This window comes from Microcella putealis (genome assembly GCF_004216575.1).
GTDB lineage: Bacteria > Actinomycetota > Actinomycetes > Actinomycetales > Microbacteriaceae > Microcella > Microcella putealis.
Genome location: NZ_SGWW01000001.1, coordinates 68,376 through 89,357 on the forward strand (window position 1 = coordinate 68,376; position 20,982 = coordinate 89,357).

General features: G+C 67.4%; 22 protein-coding genes. 12 read left to right on the plus strand and 10 right to left on the minus strand.

What is annotated here, in order from left to right:
• Positions 1–9: 9 nt before the first annotated feature.
• The gene (tkt, locus tag EV141_RS00320; protein WP_130484001.1) at positions 10–2,103 is read right to left on the minus strand and encodes a transketolase; all 2,094 of its coding nucleotides are present in this window, start codon (positions 2,101–2,103) and stop codon (positions 10–12) included.
• 272 nt (positions 2,104–2,375) lie between these two features.
• On the opposite strand from tkt, the gene EV141_RS00325 reads away from it, so the two are divergent.
• Positions 2,376–3,299, plus strand: coding sequence for a heme o synthase (locus tag EV141_RS00325; protein WP_130484002.1), 924 nt, complete (start codon positions 2,376–2,378; stop codon positions 3,297–3,299).
• Here EV141_RS00325 and EV141_RS00330 read toward each other — a convergent pair.
• Entirely contained in the window at positions 3,296–4,288 is a 993-nt protein-coding gene (locus EV141_RS00330) for a COX15/CtaA family protein (protein ID WP_241968910.1), read from the minus strand. The genes EV141_RS00325 and EV141_RS00330 overlap by 4 nt on opposite strands.
• 223 nt (positions 4,289–4,511) lie before the next feature.
• Here EV141_RS00330 and sufB point away from each other — a divergent pair, with 223 nt between their 5' ends.
• The 6 genes from sufB (at position 4,512) to EV141_RS00360 (ending at position 9,489) form a co-directional block, all read left to right on the plus strand.
• On the plus strand, positions 4,512–5,930 hold the full coding sequence (sufB, locus tag EV141_RS00335) for a Fe-S cluster assembly protein SufB (RefSeq protein ID WP_130484004.1): 1,419 nt from the start codon (positions 4,512–4,514) through the stop codon (positions 5,928–5,930).
• Positions 5,931–7,115 carry a Fe-S cluster assembly protein SufD gene (gene sufD, locus EV141_RS00340; protein ID WP_130484005.1) on the plus strand — a complete coding sequence of 395 codons (1,185 nt, stop codon included), beginning with the start codon at positions 5,931–5,933 and terminating at the stop codon, positions 7,113–7,115.
• A complete protein-coding gene (locus EV141_RS00345; protein WP_130484006.1) occupies positions 7,115–7,441 on the plus strand; it encodes a Rieske (2Fe-2S) protein in 327 nt (108 codons plus the stop codon). The genes sufD and EV141_RS00345 overlap by 1 nt, the downstream gene beginning before the upstream one ends.
• Positions 7,442–7,510: 69 nt before the next feature.
• Positions 7,511–8,269, plus strand: coding sequence for a Fe-S cluster assembly ATPase SufC (gene sufC, locus EV141_RS00350; protein ID WP_130484007.1), 759 nt, complete (start codon positions 7,511–7,513; stop codon positions 8,267–8,269).
• A gap of 9 nt (positions 8,270–8,278) precedes the next feature.
• On the plus strand, positions 8,279–8,608 hold the full coding sequence (locus tag EV141_RS00355) for a metal-sulfur cluster assembly factor (protein ID WP_130484008.1): 330 nt from the start codon (positions 8,279–8,281) through the stop codon (positions 8,606–8,608).
• A gap of 158 nt (positions 8,609–8,766) precedes the next feature.
• Positions 8,767–9,489 carry an alpha/beta fold hydrolase gene (locus tag EV141_RS00360; RefSeq protein ID WP_157985469.1) on the plus strand — a complete coding sequence of 241 codons (723 nt, stop codon included), beginning with the start codon at positions 8,767–8,769 and terminating at the stop codon, positions 9,487–9,489.
• A 66-nt stretch (positions 9,490–9,555) separates the two neighbouring features.
• On the opposite strand, the gene EV141_RS00365 is transcribed toward EV141_RS00360, so the two are convergent.
• Positions 9,556–10,164: a biotin transporter BioY gene (locus EV141_RS00365; RefSeq protein WP_130484010.1), complete on the minus strand. Its 609-nt coding sequence runs from the start codon at positions 10,162–10,164 to the stop codon at positions 9,556–9,558.
• Between the two features lie 127 nt (positions 10,165–10,291).
• Here EV141_RS00365 and EV141_RS00370 point away from each other — a divergent pair, with 127 nt between their 5' ends.
• Positions 10,292–11,890, plus strand: a complete 1,599-nt coding sequence (locus EV141_RS00370) for an ABC-F family ATP-binding cassette domain-containing protein (protein ID WP_130484011.1) — start codon at positions 10,292–10,294, stop codon at positions 11,888–11,890.
• Positions 11,891–11,950: 60 nt separating this feature from the next.
• Here EV141_RS00370 and EV141_RS00375 read toward each other — a convergent pair whose 3' ends face one another.
• From EV141_RS00375 to EV141_RS00385, 3 genes are read right to left on the minus strand one after another with little or no spacing between them, the layout of a single operon-like run.
• Complete coding sequence (locus EV141_RS00375; RefSeq protein ID WP_130484012.1) at positions 11,951–12,784, minus strand: SURF1 family cytochrome oxidase biogenesis protein; 834 nt, start codon at positions 12,782–12,784, stop codon at positions 11,951–11,953.
• A gap of 2 nt (positions 12,785–12,786) precedes the next feature.
• Complete coding sequence (locus tag EV141_RS00380) at positions 12,787–13,038, minus strand: hypothetical protein (protein WP_375880255.1); 252 nt, start codon at positions 13,036–13,038, stop codon at positions 12,787–12,789.
• Entirely contained in the window at positions 13,035–13,322 is a 288-nt protein-coding gene (locus EV141_RS00385; RefSeq protein WP_130484013.1) for a DUF3099 domain-containing protein, read from the minus strand. The genes EV141_RS00380 and EV141_RS00385 overlap by 4 nt, the downstream gene beginning before the upstream one ends.
• A gap of 46 nt (positions 13,323–13,368) precedes the next feature.
• On the opposite strand from EV141_RS00385, the gene fabG reads away from it, so the two are divergent.
• The gene (gene fabG, locus EV141_RS00390; protein ID WP_130484014.1) at positions 13,369–14,079 is read left to right on the plus strand and encodes a 3-oxoacyl-ACP reductase FabG; all 711 of its coding nucleotides are present in this window, start codon (positions 13,369–13,371) and stop codon (positions 14,077–14,079) included.
• 25 nt (positions 14,080–14,104) lie between these two features.
• On the opposite strand, the gene serB is transcribed toward fabG, so the two are convergent.
• Both serB and glgC read right to left on the minus strand, forming a co-directional pair.
• Positions 14,105–14,743: a phosphoserine phosphatase SerB gene (gene serB, locus EV141_RS00395; RefSeq protein ID WP_130484015.1), complete on the minus strand. Its 639-nt coding sequence runs from the start codon at positions 14,741–14,743 to the stop codon at positions 14,105–14,107.
• 42 nt (positions 14,744–14,785) lie between these two features.
• Positions 14,786–16,021: a glucose-1-phosphate adenylyltransferase gene (gene glgC, locus EV141_RS00400; protein WP_130484016.1), complete on the minus strand. Its 1,236-nt coding sequence runs from the start codon at positions 16,019–16,021 to the stop codon at positions 14,786–14,788.
• A 47-nt stretch (positions 16,022–16,068) separates the two neighbouring features.
• Between glgC and glgA the strand changes: the two genes are divergently transcribed.
• The 3 genes from glgA (at position 16,069) to EV141_RS00415 (ending at position 18,414) form a co-directional block, all read left to right on the plus strand.
• Complete coding sequence (gene glgA, locus EV141_RS00405) at positions 16,069–17,250, plus strand: glycogen synthase (protein WP_130484017.1); 1,182 nt, start codon at positions 16,069–16,071, stop codon at positions 17,248–17,250.
• A 29-nt stretch (positions 17,251–17,279) separates the two neighbouring features.
• Positions 17,280–18,062, plus strand: coding sequence for an ABC transporter ATP-binding protein (locus EV141_RS00410; RefSeq protein WP_130484018.1), 783 nt, complete (start codon positions 17,280–17,282; stop codon positions 18,060–18,062).
• A gap of 103 nt (positions 18,063–18,165) precedes the next feature.
• Positions 18,166–18,414, plus strand: a complete 249-nt coding sequence (locus EV141_RS00415) for a type B 50S ribosomal protein L31 (protein WP_130280430.1) — start codon at positions 18,166–18,168, stop codon at positions 18,412–18,414.
• A 66-nt stretch (positions 18,415–18,480) separates the two neighbouring features.
• On the opposite strand, the gene EV141_RS00420 is transcribed toward EV141_RS00415, so the two are convergent.
• Both EV141_RS00420 and treS read right to left on the minus strand, forming a co-directional pair.
• Positions 18,481–19,173, minus strand: a complete 693-nt coding sequence (locus EV141_RS00420) for a 3'-5' exonuclease (protein WP_130484019.1) — start codon at positions 19,171–19,173, stop codon at positions 18,481–18,483.
• Between the two features lie 9 nt (positions 19,174–19,182).
• On the minus strand, positions 19,183–20,922 hold the full coding sequence (gene treS / locus EV141_RS00425; RefSeq protein WP_130484020.1) for a maltose alpha-D-glucosyltransferase: 1,740 nt from the start codon (positions 20,920–20,922) through the stop codon (positions 19,183–19,185).
• Positions 20,923–20,982 lie beyond the last annotated feature (60 nt).

Sequence of the window (20,982 nt, forward strand, 5' to 3'; positions counted from 1 at the left end):
AGGGCAGGGTCAGCCGGCGGCGAGGGTCTCTCGGGCGGCGGCGACAACCGCGTCGGTGGTGATGCCGAACTCGCGGAAGAGGGTCTGGTAGTCGGCACTGGCGCCGAAGTGGTCGATCGACACGATGCGGCCGCGGTCACCGACAAAACGGTGCCAGGTAAGCCCGAGCCCGGCCTCGACGGCGACGCGCGCCGTGACCGACGACGGCAAAACGCTCTCGCGGTACTCGGCGCTTTGCTCGTCGAACCACTCGACGCTCGGCATTGACACGACGCGGGCGTGAATGCCGTCGGCGGCGAGCTGCGCGCGCGCCTCGACGGCGAGCTGCACCTCAGAACCCGTGGCGATGAGAATCACGTCGGGCGATCCGTTTGCCCCCTCGGCGAGCACGTAGCCGCCACGGGCCGTGTGGGCGGCGGAGGCGAAGGTGTCGCCGCTCGCCTCACCCTCGCCGCGCTCGAACACCGGGATGTTCTGGCGCGTCAGGGCGAGCCCCACGGGGCGGTCGAAGCGCTCGAGAACGGCGAGCCAGGCGTGCGCCGTCTCGTTGGCGTCGGCGGGGCGCACGATCTCCAGGCCCGGGATGGCGCGGAGGGCCGCGAGCTGCTCGATCGGCTGGTGCGTCGGGCCGTCTTCGCCGAGCGCGACGGAGTCGTGGGTCCAGACGTAGGTGACGGGGATGCGCATGAGCGCCGCGAGGCGAACCGCGGGACGCATGTAGTCGCTGAAGATCAGGAAGGTTCCGCCGAACACGCGCGTGCGGCCGTGCAGGGCGATGCCGTTCAAGATCGCGCCCATGGCGTGCTCGCGAATACCGAAGTGCATGATGCGGCCGTACGGGTTTGCCGTCCACTCCTTGGTGGATCGGCCTTCGGGCACGAACGAGCCACCATCGTGGATGGTGGTGAGGTTCGACTCCGCGAGGTCCGCCGAGCCGCCCCAGAATTCGGGGAGGTGCGGGGCGATCGCGTTGATGACCTTGCCGCTGGCGGCGCGCGTCGACACGCTTGTTCCGCCCTCAAAGACGGGCAGAGCATCCGCGAGGCCGGCGGGCAGCTCACCCGCCTGCATGCGGTCGAACAGCGCCTTGTGCTCGGGGTGAGCGGCGGCCCAGGCGTCGAAACGCCGCTGCCAGGCGGCGTGACGCTCGCGACCACGGTCGACAGCCTGTCGAGCGTGGGCGATGACTTCCTCGTCGACGGCGAAGGTGGCCTCCGGGTCGAAGCCCATCGCCGACTTCGTCGCGGCGAGCTCGTCGGCGCCGAGCGCCGAGCCGTGGATCTTGCCGGTGTTCTGCTTCGTGGGGGCGGGCCAGCCGATGATCGTCTTCAGGACGATGAGGCTGGGCTTCCCCGTTTCGGCCTTCGCGGCCTCGATCGCGGCGTACAGCTCGTGCACGTCTTCGACGTACTCGCCCGTCTTCTTCCAGTCGACCTCGATGACCTGCCAGCCGTAGGCGCGGTAGCGCGCGGCGACGTCTTCGGTGAAGGCGATGTCGGTGTCGTCCTCAATCGAGATCTGGTTCGAGTCGTAGATCGCGATGAGGTTGCCGAGCTGCTGGTGGCCGGCGAGCGAGCCCGCCTCGCTCGTCACGCCCTCCTGAATGTCGCCGTCGCCCGCGATGACGTACACGAAGTGATCGAACACGCTCTCGCCGGCGGGCGTTTCGGGGTCGAGCAGCCCGCGCTCGAAGCGAGCGGCGTAGGCGAAGCCGACGGCGGAGGCGAGCCCCTGGCCGAGGGGCCCGGTCGTGATCTCCACGCCGTCGGTGTGGCCGTACTCGGGGTGCCCGGGGGTCTTCGAACCCCAGGTGCGCAGGGCCTTGAGGTCGTCAAGCTCGAGGCCGTAGCCGCCGAGGTACAACTGAACGTACTGGGTCAACGAGCTGTGGCCCGCCGACAAAATGAAGCGGTCGCGCCCCACCCAGTGCGGATCGCTCGGGTCGTGCTGCATCACCTTCTGGTGCAGGAGGTACGCCACGGGGGAGAGGCTCATGGCGGTGCCCGGGTGGCCGTTACCCACCTTCTCGACAGCATCTGCGGCAAGGAGTCGGCCGGTCTCTACGGCGCGGGCATCCAGGTCGTTCCAGGTCAGTTCGGTCATCTCGGCGAAACAGCCTTTCCTCGAATCGGCCGGCGGGCAGGGGCGCTCGTCCGGCATCGTCTCAGCCGTGCCCGGTCATCGGCGACCGTAACCGCGATCCAGCCGGGCGCGTAAGCACCCCCGTTCGAGAGACGGAATTCGGCGGTCTGCAGGCTCTGCCCAGTATAGGGATGCGGAGGGTGCGCTCACGCGTGGGTGACGGTTCGCGGCGGGCCGCTCAGGTGCGCTCCCGTAGACTGGCAGTGTCTGCTGCCCATCCAGATAGAGGAGACATGGACACAGCGCTCTCGTCGGTTGCCGCCCCCGCACGCCGATCGCTCCGACGGACCGTCGCCGCCTACGTGGCGCTAACGAAGCCGCGAGTGATCGAGCTGCTGCTCGTGACGACGGCTCCGGTGATGATTCTCGCCGAGGGTGGGCTTCCCAGCATCTGGCTCGTCCTCGCGACGCTCCTCGGCGGTTCGCTCGCCGCTGGCTCGGCCAACGCCTTCAACATGGTCATCGACCGTGACATCGACCGCCTCATGCGCCGCACCAAGAACCGCCCGCTGGTCACGGGCGAGCTGACCGCGCGTCAGGCCACCGTGTTTGCCTCGGCCATCGGTGTCGGGTCGATCGTGTGGCTCTGGGTCACGACGAACGGCCTCGCTGCCGCGCTCGCGTTCGCCGCAATCCTCTTCTATGTGGTGATCTACACGCTCGTCTTGAAGCGGCGCACCGAACAGAACATCATCTGGGGCGGCATCGCCGGATGCTTCCCGGTGGTGATTGGGTGGAGCGCCGTGACGGGCTCGCTCGATTGGGCCCCGATCATCCTCTTCCTCGTCGTTTTCCTCTGGACGCCGCCGCATTACTGGCCGCTGTCGATGCGGTACGAGGCGGACTACGCTGACGCGAGCGTGCCCATGTTGGCCGTCATGCGCGGCCGCACCGCCGTCGGCGTGCAGGTGATCCTCTACGCCTGGGCCACCGTCGCGATGTCGCTCCTGCTCATCCCGGTGGCGTCGATGGGCGCGTTGTACACGGCGGTTGCGCTGCTTGCGGGCGGCTGGTTCATCATCGAAAGCCACCGCCTGTACGGTCGGGCGTTGCGCGGTCTCGACGACGTGTCACCCATGAAGGTGTTCCACGCCAGCATCACGTACCTGACGCTCGTCTTTGTGGCCGTCGGCGTCGACCCGCTGCTGCCCTTCTAGACGCGAGCGGCGTCGGCCGGGCGCGCGCCGTCGGCGTCGAGCAACTCGGCCGCCGGCACTTCCCGAGCGCCGGGGCGCTGCAGCACGAGCACCAGCGTCATCACCGCGACGAGGATGCACGCGAGCACCATGTGGACGCCGACGAGGATCACGGGAAGCCCGAGACGGGCCTGCGCGATACCGATCGCGATTTGCAGGGCCTCAACCGCCAACAGGGCCAGCGTTGCGCGACGCAGGCCAACGCGACCCGTGCTCAGAGCCCAAGCGGCGAGCGCGAGAGACAGCACAGCCGTGGCATACGCGGGCCATGAGTGGAGGTGCTGCAGGAATTCCGAGTCGAGCCCGTTGCGGGCCGCGCCTCCATCGCCCGCGTGCGGCCCTGAGCCGGTGACAAGAATGCCGATGAGCACGGTGACCCAGACGCCGACAGCGGTGACGGCCGCGATAGCGCGGAACCGTGCATCCACAACGAATGAATCGACCTTCTTGCCGCGATAGACCCGGGCGACGAAAACGGTGGCGAGCGCGACGAGTACCGCCGACACGACGAAGTGCAGGCCAACGACGTAGGGGTTCAGGTTGGTCAACACGGTGATGCCGCCGATGACCGCCTGAACCGGAATGCCGAGGCCGAGCGCCACGGTGAGGCGCAACAGCTCGGGACGCTCGCGGCGCATCCGCACTACGAACAGGAACGCGAGAATCGCGATGATGACGAGAACGAAGGTGAGGAGTCGGTTACCGAACTCGACGATGCCGTGAATGCCCATCTCGGGAGTCGCGACGAACGAGTCCTCCGTGCACCGCGGCCAGGTGGGGCAGCCGAGGCCCGAGCCGGTGAGCCGCACCGCGCCGCCCGTGCCGACGATGAGGGTCTGGCTGATGAGCGACAACCACGCGATCACGCGAACGCGACGACTGACCTCGGTCGGGAGCCACCCCACGAAGCGGCCGACGATGAACCCGACTACCTGAACCACGCGAACCACGGCGCGCACCCCTCGTTCTCAGCGGGAGCGCGGTAGACTTTCAGCGCTCCCCATCAGTGTTGATCGCGGGCGTCGCCGCCACACCGCGATGGCGTCCACCCGCCGAAGCCCAGTGTACGTGGGGCTTCTTGAGCATCAGCCCCGTGCGCGTTGGCAACCTGCCGCGCGAGGGAATGCGCCCCGCACCGCCCCGGTTTGATCGGGCGAGAGAGAGGAACGAGACATGTCTGACGTGCTCATCGACCGTCCGGAACTAGACGGGCTCGGCCAGTACGAGTTTGGCTGGTCCGACAGCGACGCCGCCGGTGCCTCCGCGAAACGCGGCATCGACGAAGAGGTCGTCACCGACATCTCGAACAAGAAGAGCGAGCCGGCCTGGATGCTGGAGCGCCGTCTGAAGGGCTACCAGCTCTTCCAGCGCAAGCCCATGCCGACCTGGGGCAGCGACCTCTCGGGCATCGACTTCGACAACATCAAGTACTTCGTCCGCTCGACCGAGAAGCAGGCGACCAGCTGGGAAGAGCTGCCCGACGACATCAAGGCCACCTACGAGAAGCTCGGCATTCCCGAGGCCGAGCGCCAGCGTCTCGTGGCGGGCGTCGCCGCCCAGTATGAGTCGGAGGTCGTGTACCACCAGATTCGGGAAGACCTCGAGCAGCAGGGTGTCATCTTCATGGACACCGACACCGCGCTCAAGGAGCACCCCGAGTTCTTCGAAGAGTACTTCGGCACCGTGATCCCCGCGGGCGACAACAAGTTCGCCGCGCTGAACACTGCCGTGTGGTCGGGTGGCTCGTTCGTCTACGTGCCGCCGGGCGTGCACGTCGAGATTCCGCTGCAGGCCTACTTCCGCATCAACACCGAGAACATGGGCCAGTTCGAGCGCACACTGATCATCGCCGACGAGGGCTCGTACGTGCACTACATCGAGGGCTGCACGGCCCCCATCTACAAGAGCGACTCGCTGCACTCGGCCGTCGTCGAGATCATCGTGAAGAAGAACGCCCGCGTTCGTTACACGACGATTCAGAACTGGTCGAACAACGTCTACAACCTCGTCACGAAGCGCGCGGTCGCCCACGAGGGCGCCACCATGGAGTGGGTTGACGGCAACATCGGCTCGAAGGTCACGATGAAGTACCCGTCGATCTTCCTCATGGGCGAGCACGCCAAGGGTGAGACCCTCTCGGTTGCCTTTGCCGGCCCGGGCCAGCACCAGGACGCGGGCGCCAAGATGATTCACATGGCGCCGCACACGACGTCGTCGATCGTCTCGAAGTCGATCGCTCGCGGCGGCGGTCGCGCGGGCTACCGCGGCGAGGTGCGCGTCGATCAGAACGCCCACCACTCGGCGAATACCGTGCGCTGTGACGCGCTGCTCGTCGACACCATTTCGCGCTCCGACACCTACCCCGCGATCGACATCCGCGTCGACGACGTGCAACTCGGTCACGAGGCGACGGTGTCGCGCGTCAGCGAGGAGCAGCTGTTCTACCTGCAGTCGCGCGGGCTTCCCGAAGACGAGGCGATGGCCATGATCGTTCGCGGTTTCATCGAGCCCATCGCCCGCGAGCTGCCCATGGAATACGCCCTCGAGCTCAACAAGCTCATCGAGATGAGCATGGAAGGATCCGTCGGCTAAATGAGTTCCGCCACCGACACTGCCCCCGTTATCCCCGGCGCGCAGGCGCACTCGCACGGCCCGGGTTCGCCCGTTCCCGTGCAGACGCGTTCCGCGCGCTTCCGATCGACCGACCCGACGGCTTTTCCGGCCGTCACGGGGCGTGAGGTCGACTGGAAGCTGACGCCGGTCGACCGCATCCGCGACCTGATCGACGGCGAGCTCGACGGCTCCCCGATCACGACGACCGTTACCGAGGCGGCCGGGGTCACGACCGAATGGGTCGGAACCGAGGATGCTCGCATCGGCTCCGCGGGAACGCCGGAAGACCGCGCATCGGCAAACGCGTGGGCGAGCACCGCGAAGGCGCTCGTCGTCACGGTCAGCTCGGAGGAGCGCGTGGAGGTGACGATCGACCGCACGGGCGCCGATCACGCACCCCGCGCATCCCACCTCGTCATCAACGCGAAGCCGAACGCCCGCGGGCTCGTCGTGATCGACAACCGCGGCAGCGCCCGCCTCAGCGAGAACGTCGAGATCGTCGTCGAAGACGGCGCCGAGCTCACGGTCGTCAGCCTGCAAGAGTGGGACGACGAGAGCGTTCACCTCTCGGCGCAGTTCGCGCGAATCGACAAGAGCGCCACGCTCAATCACTTTGTGGTCTCGCTCGGTGGCTCGATTGTGCGCGTCAACCCGTCGGCCGCACTCGCCGGCGAAGGGGCCACCGGCAAGCTGTACGGCCTGTACTTCAGTGACGCCGGCCAGCACCTCGAGCAGCAGGTTTTCGTGCACCACATCGCGCCCCACACCGTCAGCGACGTTCTCTACAAGGGCGCACTGAACGGCAAGGGTGCGCGCACCGTCTGGATCGGCGACGTGTTGATCGGACGGGACGCGACGGGCACCGATTCCTACGAAGCGAACCGCAACCTCGTGCTCAGCGACGGAACGCGCGCCGACTCGATCCCGAACCTCGAGATTGAGACGGGCGACATTGCCGGGGCCGGCCACGCCAGCGCCACCGGTCGTTTCGACGATGAGCAGCTGTTCTACCTGCGTTCGCGAGGTATCAGCGAAGAAGAGTCACGGCGCCTTGTCGTGCTGGGCTTCCTGCTTGAGATCGTGCAGAAGATCGGTCAAGAGTCGCTCGAAGAGCGCCTCATCGCCGCCGTCGAGCGTGAGCTCGAGGCTGTGGAGTCGATCTGATGGCCGCCCAGCGTGTCTGCGCCGAGGCCGAGCTGGCCGTGTCGACCGCGATGAAGGTCGTGCTTGACGGCAAGCCCATCGCCGTCGTCAAGGACTCCGCTGGCCAGGTGCACGCCATCGGCGACACATGCACCCACGGTGACATTTCGCTGAGCGAGGGTTTCGTCGAAGACTCGACCCTCGAATGCTGGGCGCACGGCTCGAAGTTTGAGCTCGCCACGGGCAAGCCTCTGAACTTTCCGGCGTACGAGCCGGTGCCGGTCTATACCGTCACCGTCGACGGTGGCGACGTCTTTGTCGACCCCGACGCCGTCATCACCCCGTAAGCGGCCACGCCGCACCCCGATTTGTGCCCCTCAGGGCCCCCACGAGACCTAAGAGAAAAGACGAGAACTATGGCCACGTTGACCATCAAGGACCTCCACGTCAGCATCGAGACCGACCAGGGCCCGAAGCCGATCCTGCGCGGCGTTGACCTCACCATCAACCAGGGTGAGATTCACGCCATCATGGGCCCCAACGGCTCGGGCAAGTCGACCCTCGCCTACACGATCGCTGGTCACCCGCGTTACACGGTCGACTCGGGCTCGATCGAGCTTGACGGCGAGAACGTGCTCGAGATGAGCGTCGACGAGCGTGCGAAAGCCGGGCTCTTCCTGGCGATGCAGTACCCGGTCGAGATTCCGGGCGTCACCGTCTCGAACTTCTTGCGCACCGCAAAGACGGCACTCGACGGCGAGGCGCCGCCCGTGCGCACCTGGATCAAGGACCTCCGCGGGTCGATGGATGCCATGCAGATGGACAAGACCTTCGCTGAGCGCAACGTCAACGAGGGCTTCTCCGGCGGTGAGAAGAAGCGTCACGAGATCGTTCAGCTCGAACTGCTGAAGCCGAAGTTCGCGGTGCTCGACGAGACCGACTCGGGCCTCGACGTCGACGCGCTGAAGGTCGTGTCGGAGGGCGTTAACCGCGTCAAGGAGAGCACGGGGCTCGGTGTCCTGCTCATCACGCACTACACCCGCATTCTTCGCTACATCACCCCCGACTTCGTGCACGTCTTCGTCGACGGCAAGATCGCCGAAGAGGGCGGCCCTGAGCTGGCCGACCGCCTCGAAGATGAGGGTTACGTGCGCTACCAGCAGGCGACGGCGTAGGCTGACGGCATGCCCACCGCACTCGAGCCGGCCCTGTTCGACGAGGTCGAAGAGGGTCTGAAGAACGTCGTTGACCCCGAACTGGGCGTCAACATCGTCGACCTGGGTCTGGTCTACGACCTGGCCTGGGACGAGGAAGCCGACGCGCTCATCCTGTCGATGACGCTGACGAGCGCCGGCTGCCCCCTGACCGATGTGATCGAAGAGTCGGTCGCCAACTCGCTGGACGGCATCGTCAAGCAGTTCCGCATCAACTGGGTCTGGATGCCCCCGTGGGGCCCCGAGCGCATCACCGACGACGGTCGCGACATGATGCGCGCATTGGGCTTTAGTATCTGACGGTCCGGTGGACCGTCAGGCCCAATGCGCCGCCGAAGGCGGTTGGGATTCAGCATCTGATTTCTTGCGCTGAGCTGCCGGTCGCCGGGCGGCTCGTTATTGAGCGCGACGGCTGTGCCGTCGTCGCTCATCGCTTCGGGGTGTCCGGATCGCCTCTCGTGATTCTCCACGGGTTGGCGGGGAGCGCAACGGAGTTCATCGCAACGGCCAACGCGTTGTCAGCGAGCCACCGTATCCTGCTGATTGATCAGCGTGGTCACGGATGCTCGACGCGCGTTCCCGATAACCTCTCTCGACGGGCGTTCGTCGACGACGTCGTTGCCCACATTGAGGGCTTTGCCGACGAACAGGTGACTCTCGTGGGCCAGTCCATGGGCGGGAACACGGCGCTGCTCGTCGCCCAGACCCGACCCGATCTTGTGCGTCACCTCGTCATGGTTGAGGCGCATCCCCATGGCGATGACGGGGGAGTGAACGGGCAGGCGCTGGAGGAATACTTTCAGTCGTGGTCGGTGCCCTTCGTCGACCGTCAGCAGGCTGTCGCTGCGCTGGGCGACTCAGCGCTGGCGCGTGCCTGGGCAGCAGATTTCGAGCATGTGGAGGCAGGCTTCTCTCCACGCTTCGACCCGGCGGTTATGCGCAAGGTGATCGAGCCCGTTCATCGACCGCACACCGCCGAGTGGCGCGAACTGAGCGTGCCCGTCACCGCCATGGTTGGCGAGCACGGGGTGCTCTCCGCTGATCGGCGAGCGTCACTGAGGGAGGAGCAACCCACCGTTGAGGTCGTGGAGATCGCGGGCGCGGGTCACGACCCGCACCTCGACGCGCCCGACGCCTGGATGGCCGAACTTCGTGCCGTGCTCATGCGCGCCGCGGGGTGAACGCACGCCCACAGAAATGAGGGCCCCGCCGATACGCCGGCGGGGCCCTTCTCCTCTGTGGCGTGACTACGCGTCGCGGCGCTTCTCGACGGCCTTCCACGCCAGCGGCAGCAGGGCCGCGGCGATCGCGGCCTTGATGAGCCCGCCAATGATGAAGGGGTAGAAGCCGCCGATGAGCACGCTCTGCGCGTCGTTCGGCAGGCCGAGCTGCCCGAGCGACAGGGCGAGCCAGGGCAGGCCGACCGCGAAGACCACCAGCGAACCACCGATGAACGTCACCGCGGGCTTGAGCCAGCCGCGGTCCCACTCGCGCTCAGCGGCCCAGCCGACGATGGCTGCCGCGAGGATGAAACCGAGAATGTAGCCGCCGGTGGGGCCGGCAATGACGGCCCAGCCGCTGGCCGCGTCGCTGAAGATCGGGAGCCCCAGGCCTCCGACGACGGCGTACAGCGCCATCGAGATCGCTCCGCGGGCCGCGCCGAGCGAGGCGCCGACGAGGAGCACGGCGAGGGTCTGTCCGGTGACGGGCACGGGCCACAGCGGAATGGCAACCTGGGCAAGCAACGCCGTGACGGCGACACCGGCCGTGACGGCACTGATGTCGGCGACGATTCCGCGAGGAAGGACGCGGTCGATGAGAACGGGGCGCGATGCGGCCAGAGAGATGCTGGACATGAAGCTCCTCGGTGGTGTCGGGAGACGGGCGGTGGCGGTCGGCGGTTCAGGCCGACCCCCGTAGACTATCCGGCTGGCCCCCGTGTGGGCCGCCTATCGAACCCCACCAAAGAAACGGACGATCGCTGTGCTCGTAGTGCAAGACCTGGAGATTCGGGTCGGTGCGCGCCTGCTCATGGAGAACGTCTCGTTCCGCGTCGCCCCCGGCGACAAGATCGGGCTCGTTGGGCGCAACGGTGCGGGCAAGACGACGCTGACGAAGGCACTCGCGGGGGAGGCGCTGCCGACCGGCGGCACGATCACGCGGGGCGGCGAGATCGGCTACCTGCCCCAAGACCCGCGCGCCGGCGACCCCGAGCAGCTCGCCCGCACGCGCATCCTTGATGCCCGCGGCCTCGGCACGATCGTCGCCGACATGACGACGGCGAGCGAAGAGATGGCGAGCAGCGACCCCGCCGTCTCCGAGCGCGCGATGCGCCGCTACAGCCGCCTCACCGACCAGTTCCAGTCGCTCGGCGGCTACGCGGCCGAAGCCGAGGCGGCGGCCATCGCCAGCAACCTGTCGCTGCCCGACCGCATTCTCAGCCAGCCGCTGAAGACGCTGTCGGGCGGTCAGCGTCGCCGCATCGAACTCGCGCGCATCCTGTTTTCTGCCGCCGAGACGATGATTCTCGACGAGCCGACGAACCACCTCGACGCCGACTCTGTTGTCTGGCTCCGCGACTTCTTGAAGGCCTACTCGGGCGGCGTGATCGTCATCAGCCACGACGTGCACCTCGTCGAAGAGACCGTCAATCGCGTGTTCTACCTCGACGCGAACCGCCAGGTCATCGACATCTACAACATGGGCTGGAAGCACTACCTGCGCCAGCGCGAAGCCGACGAAGAGCGCCGCAAGAAGGAGCGCGTCAACGTCGAGAAGAAGGCCACCGCCCTGCAGCTGCAGGCCGCGCGCTTCGGCGCCAAAGCGTCAAAGGCGGCCGCCGCCCACCAGATGGTGGCGCGCGCCGAGCGGATGCTCTCCGGCCTCGACGAGGTCCGTGCGGTTGACCGCGTGGCGAAGCTCCGCTTCCCCGAGCCCGCGCCCGTCGGGAAGACCCCGCTGCAGGCCAAGAACCTGTCGAAGAGCTACGGCTCGCTCGAGATCTTCACCGCCGTCGACCTCGCCGTCGACCGCGGCTCACGCGTCGTAATTCTCGGCCTCAACGGCGCGGGCAAGACGACTCTGCTGCGCATCCTCGCGGGCGTCGACCAGCCCGACACGGGCCAGCTCGAACCCGGTCACGGCCTGCGCGTCGGCTACTACGCGCAGGAGCACGAGACCCTCGATGTGAACCGAAGCGTGCTCGCCAACATGATGAGCGCATCCGAATCGATCACGGAGCGCGAGGCGCGCAGCGTGCTCGGCTCCTTCCTGTTCGTCGGCGACGACGTGCAGAAGCCGGCTGGCGTGCTCTCGGGCGGCGAGAAGACCCGCCTGTCGCTCGCCATGCTCGTCGTGTCGAAGGCGAACCTGCTGCTGCTCGACGAGCCGACGAACAACCTCGACCCGGCCAGCCGCGAAGAGATCTTGGGTGCGCTGTCGACCTACAGCGGCTCGGTCATTCTCGTCAGCCACGACGAGGGCGCGGTCGAGGCGCTGAACCCCGAGCGCGTGCTGATCATGCCCGACGGGGTCGAAGACCTCTGGACGGCCGATTACGCCGAGCTGATTTCGCTCGCCTGATCGCCTGATCGCCTGATCGGATGCGCGGGGCGCGTTCGCAGCGAATCGCGCCGCCGCCGACTACCGCGCCCTCGCGTCAAGCAGCGCGTCTTCTTCCTCGTCGTCGGTCGGTCCGGAGCGCCGGCGCTTGGGAGCCGGGATTGGCTCGCCCGTCTCGTCGGAGCGCTGAATGCGGATCTCTTGGCGGATCGCCCAGCCGAAGCCGATGAATCCGAGGATCGCGAACAGGTACCACTGGAAGGTGTAGCTGAGGTGCGGTCCCTCGTCGATGATCGGCCGGAGTGCCGCCTGAGGCCGCGTTGCCGGGGCGGGTGTCTCGGTGTCGAGCTGCAGGTAGGCGCCCTCGACGACGTCGTCGCCGAGATCGTCGGAGATCGTGGGGAGGTGGATCGTCGCGATCTGGCCCTCGGGTGCGCCGCGGCCCGGAATTGTCGGCTCGCCGGGTCGTATGCGCCCAATCACCTCGATCGGGCCGGTCGGTGCGGCAGGGACGACGTCGGGAGAGTCTTGGCTCGATCCGACGGGGAGCCAGCCGCGATTGACGATCACGATGTCTCCCGCCGGCGTCAGCAGGGGCACAATCACCTCGAAGCCCGGCTGTCCGGCGCGCGGACGCGCCCGCACGAGTAGCTGCTCGTCGACGAGGTATTCGCCGCTCACGGCAACCGGCTGCCACTCGACGTCGGCGTCAAGCTCATCGCGGTCCGGCAGCGCCTCGTCGAGCGTCACCGGTGCGGCGTCGTAGTTGTTCTCGATGCGTTCGATTGCCGCGACAGCCTCTTCGCGGCGGTTCCACTGCCAGACCCCGAGCAGCGAGCACACGATCGCGAAAACGACGGTGACGGCGAGGTAGCCCAGCCACCGCCTGCTCGCCGCGACCTTCCAGATGCTCACAGTCAGCCATTCTCCCCGACGGGGTCGGGCAGCTCATCGATGACGACGCCGGCGGGGGTGAGGGCGACGGGGAAACCGCGCTGCTCGACGAAGTCGTACAGGTAATCGCGGTGCTCATCGCACGCGAGCCACACCTTTACCCGCGTCGCGTCGTGAATCTTCGGGTTGCGCCAGTTGACCGACCAGGTGGCGTCGCTGCGGCACCCGGCGCGTGAGCACCGCATCCCCGAGATCTCACCCGGGAAGCCGATCACGACGGGCGGCCGTCGTTGAGCAGCACGATCGACCCGGGCCGCTCAACGTCGGCTCCGGGGGTGCGCGTCACCTGGTTGCCGGCGATCACGGCAAAGTACGGGATGAAGACGGCGCCGAGCGCGGGGATCAGCGCCCACCAGCCGGGCGTGAAGAAGCAGGCCATGATGCACAGCACGCGGATGCCCATCGAGACGGCGTATTTGATCATGCGCGACTTGCGTTCGTCGTCGGGGGCGTCACCCAGAGACGTGATCGCGGCGGAGGATGCGGCTTTCTGCTTCATCGTGCAGAAATCGTAACCACGCCGCCTGCTAATAGGCTTTGTGGCCATGGGTACTGAACGCAACGTCCTTGTCACCGGCGGCAACCGCGGCATCGGCCGCGCCATCGCCGAGGAGTTTCTCGCGGCGGGTCACCGCGTCGCCGTCACCGCGCGATCGGGAGAGGGGCCCGCTGGCGCGCTGACCGTGCGCGCCGACGTCACCGACGCCGCGTCGCTCGACGCCGCCTTCACCGCGGTGGAGGCCGAATACGGCCCGGTCGAGGTCGTCGTGGCCAACGCCGGCATCACCCGCGACACGCTGCTGCTGCGCATGAGCGAGGACGACTTCACCGAGGTGATCGACACGAACTTGACGGGCGCGTTCCGCACCGTCAAGCGCGCATCCAAAGGGATGCTGAAGGCACGTTTCGGCCGCATCATTCTGATTTCGAGCGTGGTCGGCCTCTACGGCTCGGCCGGCCAGGTCAACTATTCGGCGTCGAAGGCGGCCCTTGTGGGCATGGCGCGATCACTGACCCGCGAGCTGGGGGGCCGCGGCATCACAGCGAACGTCGTCGCACCCGGCTTTATCGAGACCGACATGACGGCAGCACTGCCCGATGAGCAGCAGGCGCAGTACAAGGCGTCGATTCCGGCGGGTCGCTTCGCGAGCCCGAGCGAGGTTGCCCGCGTCGTGACCTGGATTGCCGGCGACGACGCTGGCTACATCTCGGGCGCCGTGATCCCCGTCGACGGTGGCCTTGGGATGGGCCACTAGGCGACAGACAGCGGCCGCGACGCAGCTAGCCGCGCAGGCCGAGGAGCGGCAGTACCGCGCTGAGATCCCGACGGTCGACGCTCACGTGTGCCCGCGCGCGCACAATCGGTTTGGCGCAGAAGGCGACCGACAGCGTGGCTGCCTCCATCATGGCCAAGTCGTTTGCACCGTCGCCGACCGCGACCACGCGCGAGCGCGGCACCGCGAAGCGCTCGGCCCACTCCGCGAGCGCGGCCGCCTTTGCGGCGGCGTCGATGACGGGGCCAGTGGTTCGCCCGGTGAGTCGCGCATCCTCGATGTCGAGCCGATTGGCGCGATGCGCATCGAGACCGAGTTCTTCGGCGATGGGGTCGAGCAACTCGTGAAAGCCGCCCGAGACGACAGCGACGGCGCCGCCCGCCGCGTGAACACCGGCGACGAGTTCCCGGGCGCCCGGAGTGAGGCTGATGCGCTGGGCCGCGGCCGTGAGGCGGTCGAGGGGGAGGCCCGCGAGCGCGCCCACGCGCTCGGCGAGGCTCGCCGCAAAGTCGAGCTCGCCCGCCATGGCCCGCTCAGTGATAGCGGCCACACGTTCACCGGCGCCCGCCTCGTCGGCGATGAGTTCGATCGCCTCCTCGTTGATGAGGGTCGAGTCGACGTCGAGCACCACGAGTAGCCGAGCCATACCGATTGCGCCCTTCCTGTGCCCGCGGGCGCGGGCGGCGGATCAGGTGACGGTCTGGCCCTTGCCGACCACCACGATGCCGGTCTCGGTCACCGTGAACCCGCGAGCCCGATCGGCGGCGTGGTCAACGCCCACCTGAGCTCCGGGGGCGACGACGACCTCCTTGTCAAGAATAGCCCGCTGCACGACGGCGCCCGCGCCGATCTGAGCCTTGTCGAACACGATCGAGTCGACGATGCGCGCCGACTCGGCGACGACGCCTGAGCCCAGCACGCTGCGCTCGACGTGGGTGCCCGAGAGAACCGAACCGAGAGACACGATCGAGTCGACAACGGCTCCCACTTCGCCCGAGGCATCGCGCACGAACTTCGCGGGCGGCAGGTTCAACTGCTGGGTGAAGATCGGCCACTCGGCGTTGTACAGGTTGAAGACCGGCAGGGCTGAAATGAGGTCTTGGTGGGCGTCGAAGAACGACTCAATCGTTCCGACGTCGCGCCAGTAGTACTTGTCGCGGTCGGTCGAGCCGGGCACGGCGTTGCGATTCAGGTCGTAGACGTAGGCCTCACCACGATCGACGAAGGCGGGCACGATGTCGCCGCCCATGTCGTGGTCAGAGTTGTCGAGGTCGGCGTCGCGCGTGACCGCGTCGATCAGCACATCGGCGTCGAACACGTAGTTGCCCATCGAGGCGAGAATCTCGTGCGGCGAGTCGGCAAGCCCCATTGCGTCTTTCGGCTTCTCGCGGAAGGCGGCGATGCGCTGCGGGTTCGCCGGGTCAGTTTCGATCACCCCGAACTGGTCGGCGAGCGAGATGGGCTGCCGAATGCCGGCGACCGTCACGCCCGCGCCGTTCTCGATGTGGGCGTCGATCATCTGCCGGAAGTCCATGCGGTAGACGTGGTCGGCACCCACCACGACGACGATGTCGGGCTTCTCGTCGCGGATCAGGTTCAGGCTTTGGAAGATCGCGTCGGCCGAGCCCGAGAACCAGCGCTTGCCCACGCGCTGCTGCGCGGGCACGGAGGCAACGTACGCGTTGAGCATGCCCGACAGGCGCCAGGTCTGCGAGATGTGGCGGTCGAGCGAGTGGCTCTTGTACTGCGTGAGCACGACGACCTGCCGAAGCCCCGAGTTGATGAGGTTCGACAGCGCGAAGTCGATCAATCGATACCCGCCCGCAAACGGCACGCCGGGCTTGGCCCGGTCGACGGTGAGGGGCATCAGGCGCTTGCCTTCGCCGCCGGCGAGCACGATTCCGAAGATCTTGGGGGAGGCCATGAGACCCACAGTAGGCGAGGCACGGGCGCCGTACTAGGGTCATCCGCATGCGCGTCGACGTGATTTCCCGTGAGTATCCGCCCGAGATCTATGGCGGGGCCGGCGTGCACGTCGCCGAGCTCGTTCGCGCGCTGCGCACGCGCCTCGACGTGCGCGTTCGCTGCTTCGGGCAGCCGCGCCAGGAGGCCGAAACCCACGCGTATCTCGTGCCCGGCGCGCTGTCGAGTGCCAACCCCGCACTCGCGACGCTGGGGGTCGACCTCGCGATCGCCGACGACGTCGAGGGCGCCGACCTCGTGCACTCGCACACCTGGTACGCGAACGCCGCGGGCCACCTGGCGCAGCTGCTGCACGACGTTCCGCACGTCGTCACGGCACACAGTCTCGAACCGCTGCGGCCGTGGAAGGCCGAGCAGCTCGGCGGCGGTTATCGCGTCTCGAGCTGGATCGAGAAGACCGCCTTCGAGTCGGCCAACGCGGTGATCGCGGTGAGCGACGGCATGCGCCGCGACATTCTTCGCTGCTACCCGAGCCTCGACGAGGCGAAGGTCACGACGATTCACAACGGCATCGACCTGGAGCGCTGGCAGCGCACCATCGACCACGACGCCGTGCGCGGTCTGGGCATCGACCCCGACCGTCCGACGGTCGTGTTCGTGGGCCGTATCACCCGCCAGAAGGGGCTGCCGTACCTGCTCGAGGCGGCACGCCGACTGCCCACGGACGTGCAGTTGGTGCTGTGCGCCGGCGCTCCCGATACGCCCGAGATTCTTCGCGAGGTGCAGAACGGCGTCGCCGCCCTGCAAACGGAGCGCACGGGTGTCGTCTGGATCGAACGGATGCTCGCCCCACGTGAGCTCGCCGCCGTGCTCTCGCACGCGACCGCTTTCGTTTGCCCGAGCGTCTACGAGCCGCTCGGCATCGTGAACCTCGAGGCCATGGCGTGCGGAGTTGCCGTCGTTGGTACCCACACCGGCGGCATCCCCGAGGTGGTCGATGATGGTGTGACGGGGCGCCTCGTGCCCATCGAGCAGGTCGACGACGGCACGGGCACGCCGCTCGACCCGGAGCGCTTTGTGAGCGACCTGGCGCGCATCCTGACCGAGGTCGTCTCTGACCCTGAGGCCGCAGCCCGCATGGGCGAGGCGGGGCGCCGCCGTGCCGAAGAGATGTTTGCCTGGGATCGCATCGCCGAACGCACCGACGCGCTCTACCGCAGCCTGGTCTAGCCGCGCCGGTGCCCTAGGCTGGGGGCACCATGGCGCGCGTTCTCGACTTCGACGATGTTTCTCTCGTGCGGGGCGACACCCGCATCCTTGACGGCGTTCACTGGCAGGTCGAGGACGACCAGCGGTGGGTCGTGCTCGGCCCGAACGGTGCCGGCAAGACCACACTGCTGCAGCTGGCGGCCTCCCACCTGCACCCGAGTTCGGGTGTGGTGCGCGTGCTCGACGAAGAACTGGGCCACAGCGATGTGCGCGAACTGCGCCCCCGCATCGGTTTCGCGTCGACGGCTCTTGCCCGCCAGATTCCCGGCGATGAGCGCGTGCTCGACGCGGTCATGACCGCCGCCCACTCGGTAACCGGCCGCTGGAACGAAGAGTACGAAGAGGTCGACGAGCGCCGCGCCCACCGGGTTCTGCGCGAGTGGAAGCTCGACCAGTTTGCCGAGCGCACTTTCGGCACCCTGAGCGACGGCGAGCAGAAGCGCGTGCAGATCGCGCGCTCGATCATGACCGACCCCGAGATGCTGCTGCTCGACGAGCCCGCCGCGAGCCTCGACCTCGGTGCCCGCGAAGAACTCGTGCAGTTGCTCGGCGCCTACGCCTCCGAACCGAGCTCGCCGGCGATGGTGATGGTCACACACCACGTCGAAGAGATCCCCGCCGGCTTCACGCACGCGCTCCTGCTTTCGGCGGGGCACGTCGTCTCCGCCGGAACGCTCGACGAGGTGCTGACGAGCGAGCGACTCAGCGAGGCGTTCGGGCTCGCATTGAACGTCTGGCGCGAGGGCGACCGTTTCGTCGCCCGTGCCGCGTAGCACCGCGAGTGCTCTGCTAGACTCGTGTGTCGGCCACATGGCCGTTCACGCGTGCCCCGAACAGCGGGGAATTCCACTTCTCACACACCACAAGGACCAACGAATGAAGGCTGACACCCACCCCGACTACGCTCCCGTCGTTTTCCGCGACCTGGCGTCGGGCGAGACCTACCTCACCCGTTCGACGGTCACGAGCGACAAGACGATCGAACTCGATGGCGTGACCTACCCCGTCATCGACGTCGAAATCTCGGCCGCCTCGCACCCGTTCTACACGGGCAAGCAGCGCATCATGGACTCGGCCGGTCGCGTCGAGAAGTTCAACCAGCGCTTCAAGAACTTCGGCGCGTAACACCCGCCACGAACGAAGGGCCCCGCATTGTGCGGGGCCCTTCGTCGTTGGTACGGCGTGGGAGTTCTACAACGCGCGCATCGGCCAGCCGCGATCGGCGGTGAAGTTCTGGTCTTTGGATGCGCGCATCCATGATTCGAAGCTGTCGGCCTGCTGCTGATGCCAGAGCGCCTGCTGCGCGTGCAGTTCGGTGAGCGTCGCGGGCAATTCACCGCTGTAGCGCTCGATGATCGCGCGAGCCACGTGGCCGGCGCCGATCGCGTCGACGCTGGCATCGTGCGCGCCGTCGAGCGTCACGCCATAGTGCGCGCACGCGGCCTCGAGGGTGCGCTTGCCCTTGCGGTAGCGGTCGACCGCCTTGTCGATGACCAGCGGGTCGATGACCACCGTGGGGGGCACGAAGGGGCCCGCGTGGTGCCGCCTGGCCTCGTGCTTGAGCAGGGTCAGGTCGTACGGCGCGTTGTAGACCACGAGCGGGAGACCGTCGGCCGCGCGCGCGGCGAGCTCGTCGACGATTTCGCGCACGACAAGGCTTGCTGAGCGCCCCTCCGCCCGAGCGCGCTCGGTGGTCACGCCGTGAATCGCCGCAGCCCCCGCGGGAATCTCTACCCCCGGGTCGGCGAGCCACGAGCGGCTCGAAATGAGCGCGCCGTCGGCGCTCAGGACGCCGACGAACGCCGTGACGATGCGGGCCGTCGTCACGTCGACGCCGGTCGTCTCGAGGTCGAAGACGGCGAGTGCCGGGGCAGAGATGCTCATGGGCGCAGGCTACGCCTGGCCACCGACACCGGCAGCCCCAGGGACGGGGCGCTCGATGTGCAGCCAGAAGAAGCTCTGGGTGCCGAGCGTGAGCGTGACCGTGCCGTCGGCATCGACCGTCGGGAACTTCGCACCGCCGAACAGGTCGAACAGCTCGGCATTCGCGTCGGGTGAACCGAGGTCGATCGTCGCCGAGGTGGGGTTGTGCGCGAACGAGAACACACACAGCACGCGCTCGGGGCGGTCGCCCATGGGCGAGCCGGAGCCCTCGTACTCGCGCACGAACGCGAGCACCGACTCGTTGTTGGTCTCGAGCACGCGGATCGTGCCGAGGCCGAACGCCGGGTGGGCCTTCCGCACGTGAATGACGTTGCGCACCCAGTGCAGCAGCGAGCGGGGCTGCGCGAGCTGGGTTTCGACGTTGACCTGGTTGTAGTGGAAGACCAGCGACTGCACGACGGGAAGGTAGAGCTTTCCGGGGTCGGCGTGCGAGAAGCCCGAGTTGCGGTCGGGGGTCCACTGCATGGGCGTGCGCGAGCTGTCGCGGTCGGGCAACCAAATGTTGTCGCCCATGCCAATCTCGTCGCCGTAGTAGAGGAACGGGCTGCCGTTCAGGCTGAACAGCAGCGCGTGGGCGAGTTCGAGCTCGGCACGCGAGTTGTCGAGCAGCGGCGCGAGACGACGACGAATACCGATGTTGGCGCGCATCCGCGGGTCGTAGGCGTACCAGCCATACATCGCCTGCCGGTACTCCTCGCTCACCATCTCGAGCGTGAGCTCGTCGTGGTTGCGCAGGAAGACGCCCCAGGCAGAGCCTTCCGGCGCATTCGTCTCTTCCGAGAGTTGGCGCTGCAACTCGGTGGCCTGCTGACTGCGCAGCGCGTAGAAGATGCGGGGCATGACGGGGAAGTCGAAAGCCATGTGGCACTCGGGCTCGTCGTTCGTGCCGAAGAATTCGACGACCTCGTGCGGCCACTGGTTCGCCTCGGCGATCAGCACCCGACCCGGGTACTCGGTGTCGACCATCTGGCGCAGCCTCTTGATGAAGGCGTGCGTCTCGGGCTCGCTCTCGCCCGTGCCGCCGTCGGATTCGTAGAGGTACGGAATCGCGTCGAGGCGGAAACCGTCGACCCCGAGGTCGGCCCAGAACCGCACGACGTCGAAGATCTCGTCGTGCACCTTCGGGTTTTCGAAGTTCAGGTCGGGCTGGTGTGAGAAGAAACGGTGCCAGTAGAACTGCCGGCGCTCGGAATCGAACGCCCAGTTCGACTCTTCGGTGTCGACGAAGATGATGCGTACGTCTTCGTACTTCTCGTCGGTGTCGCTCCAGACGTAGTAGTCGCCGTACGGGCCCTCGGGGTCGCTGCGCGAGGCCTGGAACCACGGGTGCTGGTCAGAGGTGTGGTTGATCACGAGGTCGATGACGATGCGCATGTTGCGCTCGTGCGCCTTCGTCACGAGCTCGCGGAACTCGTCGATCGTGCCGAACTCGGGCAGGATCGCGCGGTAGTCGCTGACGTCGTAGCCGCCATCGCGCAGCGGCGACTGGAAGAACGGCGGCAACCACAGCGCGTCGACACCCAACCACTGCAGGTAGTCAAGCTTCGAGATCAGGCCGGCAAGGTCACCCGTGCCGTCGCCGTTCGAGTCAACGAACGAGCGCACCATCACCTCATAGAAGACGCTGCGGCGGTGCCACTGCGGGTCGAGGGTGAGCCCGGGAAGGGTGATGGGTGCGGTGAAGTTCACAGCGCTCCTAGACAAACGGCGGGGTGGGTCAACACCCCACTGTAGACGGCACCTCGAACC

Excerpts from the sequence above, each read along its gene's own strand:
- tkt (WP_130484001.1), bottom strand. The coding sequence starts at position 2,103 with ATGACCGAACTGACCTGGAACGACCTGGATGCCCGCGCCGTAGAGACC.
- EV141_RS00325 (WP_130484002.1), top strand. The coding sequence starts at position 2,376 with ATGGACACAGCGCTCTCGTCGGTTGCCGCCCCCGCACGCCGATCGCTC.
- sufB (WP_130484004.1), top strand. The coding sequence starts at position 4,512 with ATGTCTGACGTGCTCATCGACCGTCCGGAACTAGACGGGCTCGGCCAG.
- sufD (WP_130484005.1), top strand. The coding sequence starts at position 5,931 with ATGAGTTCCGCCACCGACACTGCCCCCGTTATCCCCGGCGCGCAGGCG.
- EV141_RS00345 (WP_130484006.1), top strand. The coding sequence starts at position 7,115 with ATGGCCGCCCAGCGTGTCTGCGCCGAGGCCGAGCTGGCCGTGTCGACC.
- sufC (WP_130484007.1), top strand. The coding sequence starts at position 7,511 with ATGGCCACGTTGACCATCAAGGACCTCCACGTCAGCATCGAGACCGAC.
- EV141_RS00355 (WP_130484008.1), top strand. The coding sequence starts at position 8,279 with ATGCCCACCGCACTCGAGCCGGCCCTGTTCGACGAGGTCGAAGAGGGT.
- EV141_RS00365 (WP_130484010.1), bottom strand. The coding sequence starts at position 10,164 with ATGTCCAGCATCTCTCTGGCCGCATCGCGCCCCGTTCTCATCGACCGC.
- EV141_RS00385 (WP_130484013.1), bottom strand. The coding sequence starts at position 13,322 with ATGAAGCAGAAAGCCGCATCCTCCGCCGCGATCACGTCTCTGGGTGAC.
- fabG (WP_130484014.1), top strand. The coding sequence starts at position 13,369 with ATGGGTACTGAACGCAACGTCCTTGTCACCGGCGGCAACCGCGGCATC.
- serB (WP_130484015.1), bottom strand. The coding sequence starts at position 14,743 with ATGGCTCGGCTACTCGTGGTGCTCGACGTCGACTCGACCCTCATCAAC.
- glgC (WP_130484016.1), bottom strand. The coding sequence starts at position 16,021 with ATGGCCTCCCCCAAGATCTTCGGAATCGTGCTCGCCGGCGGCGAAGGC.
- glgA (WP_130484017.1), top strand. The coding sequence starts at position 16,069 with ATGCGCGTCGACGTGATTTCCCGTGAGTATCCGCCCGAGATCTATGGC.
- EV141_RS00410 (WP_130484018.1), top strand. The coding sequence starts at position 17,280 with ATGGCGCGCGTTCTCGACTTCGACGATGTTTCTCTCGTGCGGGGCGAC.
- EV141_RS00415 (WP_130280430.1), top strand. The coding sequence starts at position 18,166 with ATGAAGGCTGACACCCACCCCGACTACGCTCCCGTCGTTTTCCGCGAC.
- EV141_RS00420 (WP_130484019.1), bottom strand. The coding sequence starts at position 19,173 with ATGAGCATCTCTGCCCCGGCACTCGCCGTCTTCGACCTCGAGACGACC.